The sequence below is a fragment of the Mucilaginibacter sp. UYP27 genome (assembly GCF_040547175.1).
Taxonomy (GTDB): domain Bacteria; phylum Bacteroidota; class Bacteroidia; order Sphingobacteriales; family Sphingobacteriaceae; genus Mucilaginibacter.
On record NZ_JBEPPE010000004.1, the window covers coordinates 46,754 to 61,362 of the forward strand.

The 14,609-nt window shown below is 42.5% G+C and carries 13 protein-coding genes; 8 read left to right on the plus strand and 5 right to left on the minus strand.

Annotated elements, in window-relative coordinates:
- Positions 1-14 precede the first annotated feature (14 nt).
- The 3 genes from ABIB39_RS14390 to ABIB39_RS14400 form a co-directional block, all read right to left on the minus strand.
- Complete coding sequence (locus ABIB39_RS14390) at positions 15-884, minus strand: HAD-IIA family hydrolase (protein ID WP_354430859.1); 870 nt, start codon at positions 882-884, stop codon at positions 15-17.
- A gap of 11 nt (positions 885-895) precedes the next feature.
- On the minus strand, positions 896-1,930 hold the full coding sequence (locus tag ABIB39_RS14395; RefSeq protein WP_354430860.1) for a hypothetical protein: 1,035 nt from the start codon (positions 1,928-1,930) through the stop codon (positions 896-898).
- 62 nt (positions 1,931-1,992) lie between these two features.
- Positions 1,993-3,351, minus strand: a complete 1,359-nt coding sequence (locus tag ABIB39_RS14400) for a glutamine synthetase family protein (RefSeq protein WP_354430861.1) — start codon at positions 3,349-3,351, stop codon at positions 1,993-1,995.
- Between the two features lie 214 nt (positions 3,352-3,565).
- Here ABIB39_RS14400 and ABIB39_RS14405 point away from each other — a divergent pair, with 214 nt between their 5' ends.
- Positions 3,566-3,976 carry a gamma-glutamylcyclotransferase family protein gene (locus ABIB39_RS14405; RefSeq protein ID WP_354430862.1) on the plus strand — a complete coding sequence of 137 codons (411 nt, stop codon included), beginning with the start codon at positions 3,566-3,568 and terminating at the stop codon, positions 3,974-3,976.
- Between the two features lie 35 nt (positions 3,977-4,011).
- On the opposite strand, the gene ABIB39_RS14410 is transcribed toward ABIB39_RS14405, so the two are convergent.
- Both ABIB39_RS14410 and ABIB39_RS14415 read right to left on the minus strand, forming a co-directional pair.
- Positions 4,012-5,022: a glutamine synthetase beta-grasp domain-containing protein gene (locus ABIB39_RS14410; protein WP_354430863.1), complete on the minus strand. Its 1,011-nt coding sequence runs from the start codon at positions 5,020-5,022 to the stop codon at positions 4,012-4,014.
- 275 nt (positions 5,023-5,297) lie between these two features.
- Positions 5,298-5,819, minus strand: a complete 522-nt coding sequence (locus ABIB39_RS14415) for a hypothetical protein (protein WP_354430864.1) — start codon at positions 5,817-5,819, stop codon at positions 5,298-5,300.
- 266 nt (positions 5,820-6,085) lie between these two features.
- On the opposite strand from ABIB39_RS14415, the gene ABIB39_RS14420 reads away from it, so the two are divergent.
- The 7 genes from ABIB39_RS14420 to rseP all read left to right on the plus strand — a co-directional run bounded on the left by ABIB39_RS14420 (position 6,086) and on the right by rseP (position 14,606).
- Complete coding sequence (locus ABIB39_RS14420; protein WP_502916206.1) at positions 6,086-7,582, plus strand: malate:quinone oxidoreductase; 1,497 nt, start codon at positions 6,086-6,088, stop codon at positions 7,580-7,582.
- Positions 7,583-7,730: 148 nt separating this feature from the next.
- On the plus strand, positions 7,731-8,681 hold the full coding sequence (locus ABIB39_RS14425; protein WP_354430866.1) for a glycosyltransferase family 2 protein: 951 nt from the start codon (positions 7,731-7,733) through the stop codon (positions 8,679-8,681).
- 124 nt (positions 8,682-8,805) lie between these two features.
- A complete protein-coding gene (locus ABIB39_RS14430; protein WP_354430867.1) occupies positions 8,806-9,774 on the plus strand; it encodes a glycosyltransferase family 2 protein in 969 nt (322 codons plus the stop codon).
- 9 nt (positions 9,775-9,783) lie between these two features.
- The gene (locus ABIB39_RS14435) at positions 9,784-10,512 is read left to right on the plus strand and encodes a hypothetical protein (RefSeq protein ID WP_354430868.1); all 729 of its coding nucleotides are present in this window, start codon (positions 9,784-9,786) and stop codon (positions 10,510-10,512) included.
- A gap of 1 nt (position 10,513) precedes the next feature.
- The gene (locus ABIB39_RS14440) at positions 10,514-12,013 is read left to right on the plus strand and encodes a GH3 auxin-responsive promoter family protein (RefSeq protein ID WP_354430869.1); all 1,500 of its coding nucleotides are present in this window, start codon (positions 10,514-10,516) and stop codon (positions 12,011-12,013) included.
- A gap of 69 nt (positions 12,014-12,082) precedes the next feature.
- A complete protein-coding gene (locus ABIB39_RS14445; RefSeq protein ID WP_354431162.1) occupies positions 12,083-13,258 on the plus strand; it encodes a 1-deoxy-D-xylulose-5-phosphate reductoisomerase in 1,176 nt (391 codons plus the stop codon).
- A gap of 16 nt (positions 13,259-13,274) precedes the next feature.
- Entirely contained in the window at positions 13,275-14,606 is a 1,332-nt protein-coding gene (gene rseP / locus ABIB39_RS14450; protein ID WP_354430870.1) for an RIP metalloprotease RseP, read from the plus strand.
- The last annotated feature ends 3 nt before the right edge of the window (positions 14,607-14,609 follow it).

A 14,609-nucleotide genomic window follows, 5' to 3' on the forward strand; every position in this document is an offset into this window, starting at 1 on the left:
GCCACTACATTAGGTCATAAAGCTAATGCATCAGGCCCTAATACGGCGCTATCACAAATAAAGGTTGGCACAATGCCGGTTGCCTCAATACGGTTTTGGTAATCAGTATGTTGGGTATTCCCCGTTAGCACCAATACGGTATCCAGCCCAAATTTATTACCACCGATAATATCTGTTTGAAGGGTATCGCCCACCATTACAATTTGCTTTTTGCTAATGGTGCGGTACTCCCGTATTAGGTCATAAGCAAACATAAACATTTGCGAGTCGGGTTTACCAAACCTAATAAACCTTTTTCCTACAATAGTCTCTATCATTTGCGCCAAACCACCAATTGCGATACCTACATCGGTTTTTGACACAGGATAGGCATAATCTGTATTGGCAACTATAGCAGGAATGGTACGTTTACGTAGCAGGTTAACGGTTTTATTTAGGTCTTCAAACCAATCAAAACCTTCATCATCCATAAATATCAGGGCATTTACCTTATCGATATTGGTGCTGTTCACATCCCTGACGGGCAGGGTTTTAAGTCCCGCACTTTCAATATAATGCGCCGACTCTGAAGTACCCAAATAAGCTACATATCCGTCATTTACCTTTAGCTCCAGATACTCCTTAGTTAACTGGCCGGATGAAATGATTCTGTCGGACGTTACGGCGTAAAGGCCCTTATCATGGTATGATTGAGCAAGTTGCCCGGGGCTGCGCGATGCATCGTTGGTTACAATATAATATTCTTTATTTTGTTCTTTGAGGTACTCAAAGGTGCGCTCTATTCCCGGCACCAGGCCGCTGTGGGTTTTAAGCACGCCAAATGCATCAAAAAATATGATTTCGTAACGGTCTATTATCGATTTAAAATCCTCAATGCGTTTCATTCAGTGTATAATTATAATCCTAAAGCTTTTATAATTACCTCGGCGTCGAAATCCCTGTCTACCGATGGCAGGTAAATCTCCATTGCCTCAGCCTGTAGTTTTTTGGCGTATTGCTCGTTAAAAAAGTATTTACCATCTTTTATTACGTAGTTGAGGATAAAGAAGCGGTATGCCTCTTTTAGAAAACGGATCTCATCGGCAGTAACGGGGTTTACCTTGTGATACTCTTTCAAAAAGGTAATAAACCTATCCTCCATCATCGGCCCAATCACATAACTAAACACGGTACGGTCGCCAGCATCCGATACCACACGGCTAAAAAAGTAAAAATCCAGCAAACGGTAACTCATCCTGAACCAATCGTAATCCCATCGTGAGTAAAGGTCAAGATCAGGCGTTACCGAGAAATTGCCGATGTTCCAATCGATAAATACCGGGATGATCTCGAACGAGCTCATGTTGTACCGCGACCTGTTCTTTAAGAACTGCTCGCAATGATATTTCAAAAGATCCACCTGCATGCGCGAGCCAAACTTGCGTTCGTCTTTTTCCAGTTGGCGTTGCAGGTCGTAAATATCGGTACGCAGTGTTTTGGATGATTTTGGCAGCACATTCTTTATCCGAGAACATGCTTTGTGGAACTTGCCCAGTTGCGAGCCAAGCTTCCTGATCATATCATCATCAAGGCGGCGGGGCATGCTGTCCATTATCCTTGTTGGATTATAAAACACTACCCAGGCGTCGTTTTTGCCCTGTTTATAGCGATAAACATAAACACGGTTGTTTTTCAATAACGATTTAGACAGCAGGTTCTCGAATGGATAAAGCAGGTTGTTTGACAGCGACTGGATAATACGGTGATCTTCCTTAAAATGCTCAAACTTACCAAAGAAGGATAGTTTAGCTATAATAATATCCTCGTCGTCAAAAGTAATGCGGTACACGTGGTTGGTAGAAACCATCGCGCTGATATCAACGATATCTCTAATAGTTTTAGATTTGTCGTACTCTGCCCAAGCAGATCTTATAATAAGATGAAAGTCCATTACCGGGATTGGTTTATAATTGCATAGATACTAAAAGTTTATTTTAACTGCAGTCAAGACAATTAAATCGACTCAAAATACCTTTTCAGCTCCCAGTCGCTTATGCTTTTGGCGTATTGGCGGTGTTCCCACAGGCGGGTTTGAGTAAAGTGTTGCACAAAACCTTCGCCGAACAGTTCTTTAGCTACTGCTGATTTTTGCATAGCGGTGGCGGCGTCAAACAGGTTGGCATACAGGCTGCCGTTTGTTTTGTTTTGATAGCCGTTGCCAACAGTTGCTGCAATACCAAGCTTCATCTTATTTTTAATACCGTACAAACCCGAAGCAAGCGCTGCCGCAATAGCCAAGTATGGATTAGTGTCCGATCCGGGGATGCGGGTTTCCAGTCGAGTGTAGGCTTTGGAGGTATTGATAACGCGCAGAGCGGTTGTGCGGTTGTCTACACCCCAGGTAATGGTAGTTGGCGCCCAGGCACCTTCTACCAGGCGTTTATAACTGTTAATGGTTGGTGCGTACATCGGCAGCAAATGCGGCATACAATACAACTGCCCGGCAAGGTATTGCTTATGCAGTTCGCTCATTTTGTTTACGTCGTTACCGTCATAAAATAGGTTATCGCTTTGGTCTTTAGTCCACAAACTCTGATGGACGTGGCCGCTGCAGCCGGGCAATTCCTGGTTCCATTTGGCCATAAAAGTGGCGCTGATGCCGTGCTTGTAGGCAATTTCTTTAACGGCGGTTTTAAATAAAACAGCTTTATCAGCAGCATCTAAAGTTTCTGAATGCATAATCGCCGCTTCGTAAACACCAGGCCCGGTTTCGGTATGGATGCCCTCTATCGGGATATTGAATTGGGTAAGCATATTAAACAGGTCGTAATAAAAGGCGCTGTTTTGCGAGGTGCGTAGTGTAGAATATCCAAACATCCCCGGCGACAATGGCTCCATATTAGCAAACCCTTTTTGTTGCAGGCTTTGCGGCGTTTCCTTAAAGTTGAACCATTCAAACTCCTGCGCAAACTCGGCATGGTAACCCATATCATCGCACTGCTTTACAATTTGCCTGAGCAAGCTACGCGGACAGGCCGGCAAAGCATCGCCTTTGGGGCCGGTATAATCCGCCAGAAAGAATGGGATATTATCCTCCCAGGGCACGTTACGCATGGTAGATAAATCTATATAACATTGCTTATCCGGGTAGCCACTGTGCCAGCCGGTAAGCTCCACATTATCATAAGTAAGATCGCCGCTATCCCACCCAAAAACCACATCGCAAAAGCCGTATCCGCTTTGCAACCCGTCTAAGAACTTCTGCGTGCTGATCACTTTGCCACGCAAAATGCCATCGATATCGGCAAAGGCAAATTTTACTTTTTGAATGTTGTTCTCTTTGATATAGGTGATAACCTGTTCCGTATTCATGGTAAGTGGTATAAAATGCCAATTTAAGCAAGATAAATAATATGTGGGGGATTATATTAAAATCTACTATCTACTCAGCCGTCATTGCTTCGCTCGACTACCCTCTCTTCGCCTACGGAAAGGAGTGCTAAGGATATTTTCACCCTCTTTGCAAAGCAGAGAGGGTCGCGCACGTAGTGCCGCGGGGTGAGTAAATTTCGCTAACTTTATTCCCATGACCCATCTCCTTTTCGTTTACGGTACCCTCCTACAACCCGGAAACCCGTTTGCCAATTACCTAAAACAAAACTGCAAATACGCATCTATGGGTAAGATAAAAGGTGTGCTTTACGATACCGGGGAATATCCCGGGTTGATTATTGGTGCCGAGGCTCAAAGCTTTGTCCACGGCAGCATCTATAAACTTCATCACCCCGAACGAAACCTTAAAGTAATTGACGATTACGAAGGCGTTGGGCCCGGGCAGGAACAGCCTAACTTATATATCCGGAAAATACAATCTATCGAAACACAAAATGGCGCTGTTGATGCTTGGGTTTACCTATATAATCTTTCGGTAAATGGTTTGCCCATAATAGCACCAGGCAATTACACCGAGTATATAGCAAAAAAAATCCCCCGGTAATTAAACACGGGGGATTAGTAAAGAGGTATAGGGTATTAAACTTTTGCTGTTTTTACAGTTTTGATTATAACTGCTGCTACTTTGTAAGGATCGGCAGCCGAGTTAGGGCGACGATCTTCTAAGTAACCACTCCAATTGTGATCTACCGCGTATAACGGGATACGGATAGATGCACCACGGTCAGATACTCCGTAGCTGAAATCGTTAATAGATGCTGTTTCGTGTTTACCGGTTAAACGTAGTTCGTTGTAAGCACCGTACACAGCAACACACTCTGCAACCGCAGGGCGGAACGCCTCACAAACTGCTTTAAACTTAGCTTCGCTGTTGGCTGTACGTAACAAAGTGTTAGAGAAGTTAGCGTGCATGCCAGAACCGTTCCAGTCTAATTCACCTAACGGTTTGCAATGCCAGTTGATAGCAACACCATAGCTTTCGCCGATTCTTTCTAATAGGTAACGTGCAACCCAAATCTGGTCACCAGCTTCTTTAGCGCCTTTAGCGAAGATCTGGAATTCCCATTGGCCTGCGGCAACCTCAGCGTTGATACCTTCAACATTTAAGCCTGCTTCTAAACAAGCATCTAAGTGTTCTTCAACAATATCGCGGCCGTAAGCGTTGTTAGCACCTACCGAACAGTAGTACGGACCCTGTGGGCCGGGGTAACCACCCTTAGGGAAACCAAGTGGTTTGTTAGTTTCAGGGTCCCAAAGGAAATACTCCTGCTCAAAACCAAACCAAAAATCGTTATCATCATCCTGGATAAGCGCACGGCCGTTAGACTCATGTGGCTGTCCTTTCGAATCCAAAACCTCGCACATTACAAGGTGTGCATCTTTACGCTGTGGATCCGGGCAAGTAAATACCGGCTTTAAAATACAATCTGAAGAACCACCCGGTGCTTGCTCAGTTGAGGAACCATCAAAGCTCCAGTTATCCAAATCTTCTACTTTACCGCTAAAAGATTTAACAATTTTTGTTTTACTACGCAGGCTTTGGGTTGGTTTGTAGCCATCAAGCCAGATGTACTCGAGTTTAGTTGCCATTTTAATGATTAATTTGTAATTTTTTTAAGTTTAAATATTAGTTACCTATAAGATCAGTCATAGTTTACACTGCGAATTTAAATTATTTTTATAAATTTCATAGCAATATTTATAAATTTTATAAAAATTAACAATAAATCACTTAAATAATTCAGAAATCCATTAAACGACTACTATTTTGATGTACTAATAAGTTATGCTTGCATAATAATTACACATAAAACAAAAGCGGCGCAACCAACTTAATGATTACGCCGCCATTTTTCTTATTTAAACTATTTACTTGAAGCTACGCCCCAAAAACATTTATTTCTTATCAATTTAAGATCCTGTTCGCTAATTTTCTCATCAATAATGGCATCTTCGCTAACAAAAGACAATCTTGATAGCTTATTATTGTAATTAAACGTTGCAATTTTATTTTTAACGGCAACGTTTTCAATTATATCTATTTTAATACTATTAATTGCCGCGTTTTTAACATCAACAGTATCGGCATCCTTGCTTCCGTTATCCCAATTAACAACGTAACTTATTTTATCGGCCGGTTTATTTGCTATAACCTTTTTATAATCTCCGGTTGCCTGTATAACCTTTATCAGGCATTTAACACAAGGGTCGGCAACGGTTGCGTTACCATAATTTTTTTCCGGATTGTTAAGCACGCTGTCTTTTTGGCCGTTTATGGTTACAGCCGTTTTTCCATCTGCTGATGTTGGCTTAGGCTTATTATTTTGGCAGGCTGCCATCATAACAATAATTGCCGGGATTATTAATTTAACGATCGACTTATTCATACCTATTATAATTGTTTTGTTATAACACGCACACAAGCAATTTGTGTTATAGTAAGCATAACAGGCAGTTACAAAAACCTGCTTGTACTATGAGGCTTTTTATAGAAATTTTAGTAAAATTGCCTTCTGAATATCATATAGTAATTACACCGCAGTGTCGCGACTCCATTGCAATGAGTGTAAACTTTATATCATTTAATTAGTTTACAAGAGGTATAATCAGTCAAATAATTTATTTGAATGTATCTTTAGCATTCAATAGTAACATGAATAACGGCAAAGTTTTTAACACAACGGTTGATGTAGTTTTGGTTGGCGCGGGTATTATGAGCGCAACACTTGGGGTGATGCTTAAACAGCTGCAGCCCGATCTTACGATAGAGATATTTGAACGACTTGATACCGTTGCCGCCGAAAGTTCTGACGCGATGAACAACGCCGGTACAGGGCACTCTGCCTTTTGCGAACTTAACTACACCCCGCAGCGTAAAGATGGCTCGATAGAAATTGTAAAGGCGATTAAAATTGCCGAGCAGTTTGAGATCACCAAAGAATTTTGGTCGTTTTTGGTCGAGAACGGTTATGTGGATTCTCCGCAAAGCTTCATCAGCAAAATACCGCACATGAGTTTTGTTTGGGGTGATGACAATGTTGATTACCTTAAAAAACGCCGCGACGCATTGGTACAGCATCACTTTTTTAAAGGCATGGAATATTCTGAAGACCATGCGCAAATTAAGAAATGGGCACCATTGATAATGGATGGCCGCGATGGCGGGCATAATGTGTCGGCTACATTTATGGATATTGGTACAGATGTTAACTTTGGTTCGCTTGCGCGTAGCTTAGTTAGCAAGCTACAGCAAAAACCGGGCGTTACATTAAGCCTTAACCATGACGTTAATGATATTAAACGCAACAAGGACAACAGCTGGAAAATAAAAGTAAGCGACCGCATCAGTGGAAATAAACGCGAACTGAACGCCAAATTTGTTTTTGTAGGCGCAGGCGGAGGTGCATTGCACCTCCTGCAAAAAACAGGCATACCAGAGAGCAAGGGCTTTGGCGGCTTCCCGGTGAGCGGGCAATGGCTGGTTTGCAATAACCCGGAGATTATTAAACAGCACGAGGCAAAAGTTTACGGCAAAGCATCGGTAGGTTCGCCACCAATGTCTGTTCCACATTTGGATAGCCGGATGATAGATGGCAAAAAAGCGTTGCTTTTTGGGCCTTATGCGGGCTTTTCTACCCGTTTCCTTAAAAAAGGCTCGTTGTTTGATCTTTTTACATCTATTAAATTAAATAATATTTTACCATTGCTGGCCGTAGGGCGCGATAATATGGCACTGACCAAATACCTTATTAGCCAGGTTCTGCAATCCCCTACCGATAGGCTTAAAGCTTTGCAGGAGTACTTTCCTGCGGCTAAAGCGGATGAATGGGTGTTAGACATTGCAGGCCAGCGTGTGCAGATCATTAAAAAAGACGCTAAACATACGGGTGTGCTCGAGTTTGGTACCGAGGTGGTAACAAGTGCAGATGGCAGTATCTCCGCGCTGTTGGGTGCATCGCCGGGCGCGTCAACATCTGTACCTATTATGGTTGATCTGATAACCCGTTGCTTTAAAGATAAAGCCCAAACGGCTGCGTGGCAAACTATATTTAAAAAGATGATCCCATCTTACGGTCAATCGCTAACTACCGACGAGGCACTGGCCGATGCTACAAGGGCAAGGACAAGTAAGGTATTAGGGTTGGTTTAGAAAAAAAAAATACATTTACGATACTTTCTTTTAAGCAGTTGTCTCTTAGCAAGATATTTAGATTTGATTTTGCGTTTGATGAATGTTACTTAATCAATCCGTAATTTTTATATTTTTGCAGATACCCTTAAAAAGGTTTACTCCATAAATGAATATATCAGTAGTAGTACCACTTTACGATGAGGTTGAATCGTTACCTGAGCTTACCTCCTGGATAAGCCGCGTAATGGCCGACCATAATTACACCTATGAAATTATCCTGGTTGACGATGGCAGCAAGGACGGCTCCTGGGACATGATCGTGAAGTTGAAAGAGAATAACCCGTTTATAAAGGCTTTTAAATTCAGGCGCAACTATGGTAAATCTGCAGCTTTAAACATTGGTTTCGAAGCTGCGAAAGGCGACGTAGTAATTACAATGGATGCCGACCTGCAAGACAGTCCGGATGAGATCCCCGTACTTTACCGCCGCATTACCGAAGATAAATATGACCTGGTATCGGGCTGGAAGGCAAAACGTTACGACCCATTAACCAAAACCATACCCACCAAGTTATTTAACGCCGCTACACGTAAAATGAGTGGCATTAATAACCTGCACGATTTTAATTGCGGGTTAAAGGCATATCGCAACGCCGTTGTAAAAAACATTGAGGTTTATGGCGAAATGCACCGCTATATCCCGGTTATTGCCAAATGGGCGGGCTTTACCAAAATTGGCGAGCAAGTAGTAGAGCACCGTGCCCGCAAATACGGCAAAACCAAATTTGGGTGGACAAGGTTCATCAACGGCTTTTTAGACCTGCTATCTATATTTTTTGTAGGCAAATTTGGCAAACGCCCTATGCACTTTTTTGGCGCAATGGGTACATTGAGTTTCTTCGCCGGTATTGTGATAGCCATTTGGCTGATATCAGAAAAGCTGTACGACCTGGCACACCGTATTGTGCCACGGCAACCCACCGATAACCCGCTATTTTATTTCGCTTTAATAGCGATTATACTGGGTTCGCAGCTATTCCTTACCGGCTTTGTAGCCGAATTGGTATCGCGCAATTCGCACGACAGGAACAATTATCAAATAGAAGATACTATTTAGAGGTGCAAATGAGAAGATAATGCAAATGTGTAATTAGCTTCCCATCTAACATCTATACTCACAACATCAACCGAATTATACATCTGCACATCTGCATATTTGCACATCTGCACATCTGATAAGAATGTTTTTTTCCATCATCATACCTTTATATAACCGCCCACAAGAAATTGCCGAGCTACTGGCTACACTAACGCTGCAAACCTATAAGCAGTTCGAGGTTTTGGTTATTGAGGATGGCTCTGTTGAACGTGCCGAAGATATTGTGAAAGGATTTGAGGGAAAGCTCGATATCCGCTATTTTGAAAAACCCAACGAAGGCCAGGGCTTTACCCGCAACTTCGGCTTTGAACGCGCCAAGGGCGATTACTTTGTAATATTTGATTCGGATTGTTTGATCCCTGCGGACTACCTGCAGATAGTAAGCGATTCGCTAAACACAAACTGGCTGGATGCTTATGGCGGGCCAGATGGTGCACATGAATCGTTCACTCCTTTACAAAAAGCCATCAGCTACTCCATGACCTCCCCTTTCACCACGGGAGGCATCCGTGGTGGTAAAAAAGGGATCGGGCAATTCCATCCGCGCAGCTTTAATATGGGTATATCGCGCCAGGTTTGGGAAAAGGCAGGTGGTTTCATCATCACCCGTTTAGGCGAAGATATCGAATACAGCATCCGCATCCATTCGTTAGGGTATAAAATCGGGCTGATTCCCGAGGCCATTGTTTACCACAAGCGCCGCACCGATTTTTTGAAGTTTTACAAGCAGATCCATTTTTTTGGGCGGGCGCGAATCAACATCTACAAATTTTTCCCGGCAACGCTTAAACCGGTACATTTTTTCCCGGCGATAGCCACGCTTGGTTTTATGATCATCATTATTGCCAATATAGCGCAATGGCCGTTAGCCATGTTGTTAAACATAATGTTGGGCGTTTACATTTTGTTGATATTTTTTCACTCTCTTATTAAGAATAAATCAGCAAAAATCGCATTTTTGAGCATCATAGCTGCCTTCACACAACTCACGGCCTACGGGTTAGGATTTATGCAGGATTTTTGGAAGCGTGTAGTGTTAAAAAAATCTTAAAAACGTAATATGTATCACCCGTTCTCTGTTGCAGATACCGTAAAGGCTGCATGGGATATCTTCAGGAAAAACTTTGTAACTATAATAGTTTACTCGGTTATTTCATTCTTTTTGCTGGGGGTACTTGGCCTTGTAATCAGCCTCATTTATTCTCCCGGTGATTTTTGGGGAACAATGGTCGTAACATTTATTCTTATTTGGTTACAAGCCTATACTACCCTTGGGCTTTATAAATTGATTTTTACGGTTATTGATAGCGAGTATTATGAATTTGAATTTATACAGGTTATCCCAAAGGCCAAGATGGTTTGGAGTTACCTTGCAGTTGTTTTCATGTTTGCTTTTGTTGTAACCAATGTTGGCATAGCGGTAGATTATTTAGAAGAGAGCCCTACCATACAACTCATTGTAGAATTGGTTGCTGGCGTGTTGGGCCTATACCTTGCCCTCCGTATTATGTTTTTTAACACATTTGTGGTAGATGATGCATCAGGCCCTATAGAGTCTATCAAACAAAGTTTTGAACTTACAAGGGGTTATATATTAAAGGTAGTTTTAATATTAGGTATCATTATTTTATTGATAGCCTTACCTGCAAAACTTTCTCAATACTATCCGCTTATATCCTTAACCATATTGTTCACTTACCCTTTTGTAAACATTGTTTTAGCGGTTACCTATCGCAAATTAATTTACAGCCACCAGGATGTAGATGATGATATTGCCGAAACCAACTAATATGGGTTTAAAAGCAGCTTTAAGCAAGGTATTTGCCTGGTATGTAAATGAGCAGTTAAATACCATAAGGCAAAATGCTGTAGCATTACAGCAAAAAACTTTTAGCAACCTAATCCATGACGCTAAAAATACCGCTTTCGGTACCGACCATAATTTTACTGCGATTAAAAACTACGAAGATTTTAAAAAGCAAGTACCTATACGTGACTATGAAGAACTGCGCCCTTATATAGACCGCGTGGTAAACGGCGAAGCCAACGTTACATGGCCGGGCAAACCCGCCTATCTTGCAAAAACTTCGGGCACAACATCGGGCGTTAAATATATTCCCATCTCTAAAGAGAGTATGCCCGAGCATATCAAAGCCGCGCGAAATGCGTTGTTAAGCTATATCCACGAAACAGGCAAGGCCAACTTTGTAGACGGTAAAATGATATTCCTGCAAGGCAGCCCCGTGCTGGCAGAAAAGTATGGCGTACAAACCGGGCGCTTATCTGGCATTGTAGCGCACCATGTACCTGCTTATCTGTTGAAGAACCGACTGCCATCGTACCAAACCAACTGTATTGAAGACTGGGAGGAAAAGGTAGATGCCATTGTAAAGGAAACCGCCAATGAAGATATGCGGCTGATCTCGGGCATACCACCCTGGTGCCAAATGTATTTCGACAGGCTCTCGGCAGTATCTGGCGGTAAAAAGATCAGGGAAATCTTCCCCAACTTTAAACTGTATGTGCATGGCGGTGTGAATTTCGAACCTTACCGCGCCCGTATGGAGGAGAGCATCGGTTTCAAGATCGATAGTATCGAAACCTACCCTGCATCCGAAGGGTTTATCGCCTTTCAGGATTCGCAAAAGGATAAGGGATTGCTGCTGATGGTCGATGCAGGCATTTTTTACGAATTTATTCCATCGGAAGAGTATTTTAACGACAATCCAACCCGCATCAACCTAAAAGATGTGGAGCTTGAAAAAAATTACGCGCTCATCATGAACACCAGCGCGGGTTTATGGGGATATAGTTTAGGTGATACGGTAAAATTCGTATCTAAAAACCCTTATAAAATTGTGGTAAGCGGCCGCATAAAACATTATATCTCCGCCTTTGGCGAGCATGTAATTGGTGAAGAAGTTGAGCAGGCATTAATGGGTGTTGCTACAGAAGAGGGCGTTGACGTTATTGAGTTTACCGTTGCGCCGCAGGTAGCCCCTGCCGATGAATCGTTGCCCTACCACGAGTGGTTCATCGAGTTCGGTAAAGAACCTAAAAATATTACAGCATTTGCTTTAAAGGTAGACAAGGCGCTTCAACAGAAAAATATTTACTATTTTGACTTGATAGAGGGTAACATATTGCAAGCTTTAATAGTCAGAAGTTTAAAAAAAGATACTTTTATAAACTATATGCGCAGCCAAGGCAAACTCGGCGGCCAAAATAAAGTACCGCGCCTGTCGAACGACAGGAAGATAGCTGATGAATTGCAAAAGTTTATACAATAGTTAAAACGCAAGAAACAACGTCGTTGCGAGGCACGAAGCAATGACGTATAACATACATATTTGGACAAAATCAAAAACATAGCCATCCTTGGCTCTACAGGCAGCATAGGCACACAAACACTTGAGGTTATCCGCGATAACACTCAGCTGTTCAGGGCTTTTATGCTTACTGCACATTCAAATGCTTACTTACTTATCGAGCAGGCTATTGAGTTTGCGCCGGCCTACGCCATCATTTGCGACGAAAGTAAATACCTGGAAGTTAAAGTGGCCCTTGCCCATTTACCTACCAAAGTTTTAGGCGGATACGAGGCTATCAAAGAAACGGTTACCCATCCGGATATCGATGTGGTGCTTACCGCAATGGTTGGCTTTGCAGGCCTTGAGCCTACCATCAATGCAATAAAGGCAGGTAAAGACATCGCATTAGCAAACAAAGAAACCCTGGTGGTTGCAGGTGAGATTATAACCGGCCTGGCTAAAGAACATGGCGTTAATATTTTACCTGTTGATAGTGAGCACTCGGCTATTTTCCAATGCCTCGCGGGCGAGCAGCGTAATAAGATCGAAAAGATAATCCTGACTGCTTCCGGCGGGCCGTTCCGTGGCAGATCTGCCGAGTTTTTGGCAAATGTAACCCGCGAGCATGCCCTTAAACACCCCAACTGGGTTATGGGCGCCAAGATCACTATAGATTCAGCATCGTTAATGAACAAAGGTTTGGAAGTGATAGAAGCCAAATGGTTGTTCGATTTGCAGGCCGACCAGATAGACGTTATTGTCCATCCGCAATCTATTGTACACTCATTAGTGCAGTTTGAGGATGGCTCGATAAAAGCGCAGATGGGCTTGCCGGATATGAAGTTGCCTATCCAGTACGCCTTAACCTACCCTAACCGCGTTAAAACTAACTTTAAGCGTTTTAATTTTATTGATTACCCAAGCCTGACGTTTGAGCAGCCGGATCTTGCTACCTTTCGTAACCTTAAACTCGCTTTTGATGCCTTGGAACGTGGTGGTAATATGCCCTGCATAATAAATGCCGCAAACGAGGTGGCGGTAGCCGCTTTCCTGAAGAATGAAACAGGATTTTTAACGATGAGCGATATAATTGAAACCTGCATGCAGCAAATTAGTTATATACCGGCACCGTCGTTAAACGACTATTTGAATACTGATAAAGAAACACGCATATTTGCGCAAAATTTAATACAAAAAATGCCGTTAAAGGCAGTACGATCTTAATACATAAATATAACGGATGAGCGTTTTGATAATGGCCGGCCAATTAATACTTGGTCTTTCAATTTTAGTGATACTACACGAGTTTGGGCACTTTTTAGCAGCCCGCGCGTTTGGGATAAAGGTTGAGAAATTTTACTTGTTTTTTGATGCCTGGGGAGTAAGTCTTTTTAAATTTAATTATAAAGGTGTTGAGTACGGCATTGGCTGGTTACCATTAGGTGGCTATGTAAAAATTGCCGGTATGATAGATGAATCTATGGATACCGACCAACTAGCAGGCCCGCCGCAACCATGGGAGTTCCGTTCTAAACCGGCCTGGCAGCGCTTAATTGTAATGCTTGGCGGTATCATCGTTAATATTATAGTGGGTATTTTCATTTTTTGGGTGTTAACCATCCGTTATGGCGAAACCTACACGCCAAATGCTAATATCAAATACGGTATTGTACCAGGTAAGATAGGTACCAAAATGGGCCTGAAGGCAGGTGATAAGATCAACGCGGTAAATGGCAAGCCTATTGTTAGGTTCGAGGACCTTATAAGCAGTAAGGTGTTGCTTGATAAAACCGTACTAAACGTTCAGCGAGGTAATGAGACTCTTGACATACAGGTACCTCCTACCATCTTGAATGATCTTTCTGATTTTGGTATAGAAGAATTTATAAACCGTGCCCCTCGTATTAAATTTACTATAGGTACAATTGCGCCTAACGGCGGAGCACAAAAAGCCGGTTTAAAAGTTGGCGACAGTATAGTTGCCGTTAATGGTACACGGGTAGACTATTTTGACCAGATGCAGGATCGGTTGCATGAAAATAAAAATAAACAGGTAGATCTTTCTATAATCCGTAACAATACGCCCTTACAGGTTAGGGCCCAGTTAGATACAGCAGGTGTTTTAGGTTTTAAACCAAAGCCCGATCTGCCTAAAGAGATAACCGTTAAATATGGTTTTTTTGCATCACTACCTATCGGAGCTACCAAGGCATGGGGTATGTTTACCGACAACGCTAAGGGAATAGGTAAAATATTTACCGGTCAGGTTAAAGCTCGAAAGGCCATATCAAGTCCTATAGGCATAGCGGTAATGTTCGGCAGCCATGTAGACTGGATCCGTTTTTGGAGCCTTGTGGGCTTTCTTTCAATGGTATTAGCGCTAACAAACCTATTGCCTATCCCGGGATTAGATGGCGGGCACACCGTTTTCCTCTTAGTTGAGATGATAAAGGGCAAACCGCTTAGCGACAAATTCCTGGAACGCGCGCAGATAGTTGGTTTTGTGTTACTGATATCCCTAATGGTATTTGCCTTTGGTAACGATATTGTTAAACAGGTAATGAAAAAATAATTT

What these genes read in the sequence shown, in the direction of transcription:
- ABIB39_RS14400 (WP_354430861.1), bottom strand. Translation starts at nt 3,351, where the DNA reads ATGAATACGGAACAGGTTATCACCTATATCAAAGAGAACAACATTCAA.
- ABIB39_RS14410 (WP_354430863.1), bottom strand. Translation starts at nt 5,022, where the DNA reads ATGGCAACTAAACTCGAGTACATCTGGCTTGATGGCTACAAACCAACC.
- ABIB39_RS14425 (WP_354430866.1), top strand. Translation starts at nt 7,731, where the DNA reads ATGAATATATCAGTAGTAGTACCACTTTACGATGAGGTTGAATCGTTA.
- ABIB39_RS14430 (WP_354430867.1), top strand. Translation starts at nt 8,806, where the DNA reads ATGTTTTTTTCCATCATCATACCTTTATATAACCGCCCACAAGAAATT.
- rseP (WP_354430870.1), top strand. Translation starts at nt 13,275, where the DNA reads ATGAGCGTTTTGATAATGGCCGGCCAATTAATACTTGGTCTTTCAATT.
- ABIB39_RS14405 (WP_354430862.1), top strand. Translation starts at nt 3,566, where the DNA reads ATGACCCATCTCCTTTTCGTTTACGGTACCCTCCTACAACCCGGAAAC.
- ABIB39_RS14420 (WP_502916206.1), top strand. Translation starts at nt 6,086, where the DNA reads ATGAATAACGGCAAAGTTTTTAACACAACGGTTGATGTAGTTTTGGTT.
- ABIB39_RS14440 (WP_354430869.1), top strand. Translation starts at nt 10,514, where the DNA reads ATGGGTTTAAAAGCAGCTTTAAGCAAGGTATTTGCCTGGTATGTAAAT.
- ABIB39_RS14390 (WP_354430859.1), bottom strand. Translation starts at nt 884, where the DNA reads ATGAAACGCATTGAGGATTTTAAATCGATAATAGACCGTTACGAAATC.
- ABIB39_RS14435 (WP_354430868.1), top strand. Translation starts at nt 9,784, where the DNA reads ATGTATCACCCGTTCTCTGTTGCAGATACCGTAAAGGCTGCATGGGAT.
- ABIB39_RS14415 (WP_354430864.1), bottom strand. Translation starts at nt 5,819, where the DNA reads ATGAATAAGTCGATCGTTAAATTAATAATCCCGGCAATTATTGTTATG.
- ABIB39_RS14395 (WP_354430860.1), bottom strand. Translation starts at nt 1,930, where the DNA reads ATGGACTTTCATCTTATTATAAGATCTGCTTGGGCAGAGTACGACAAA.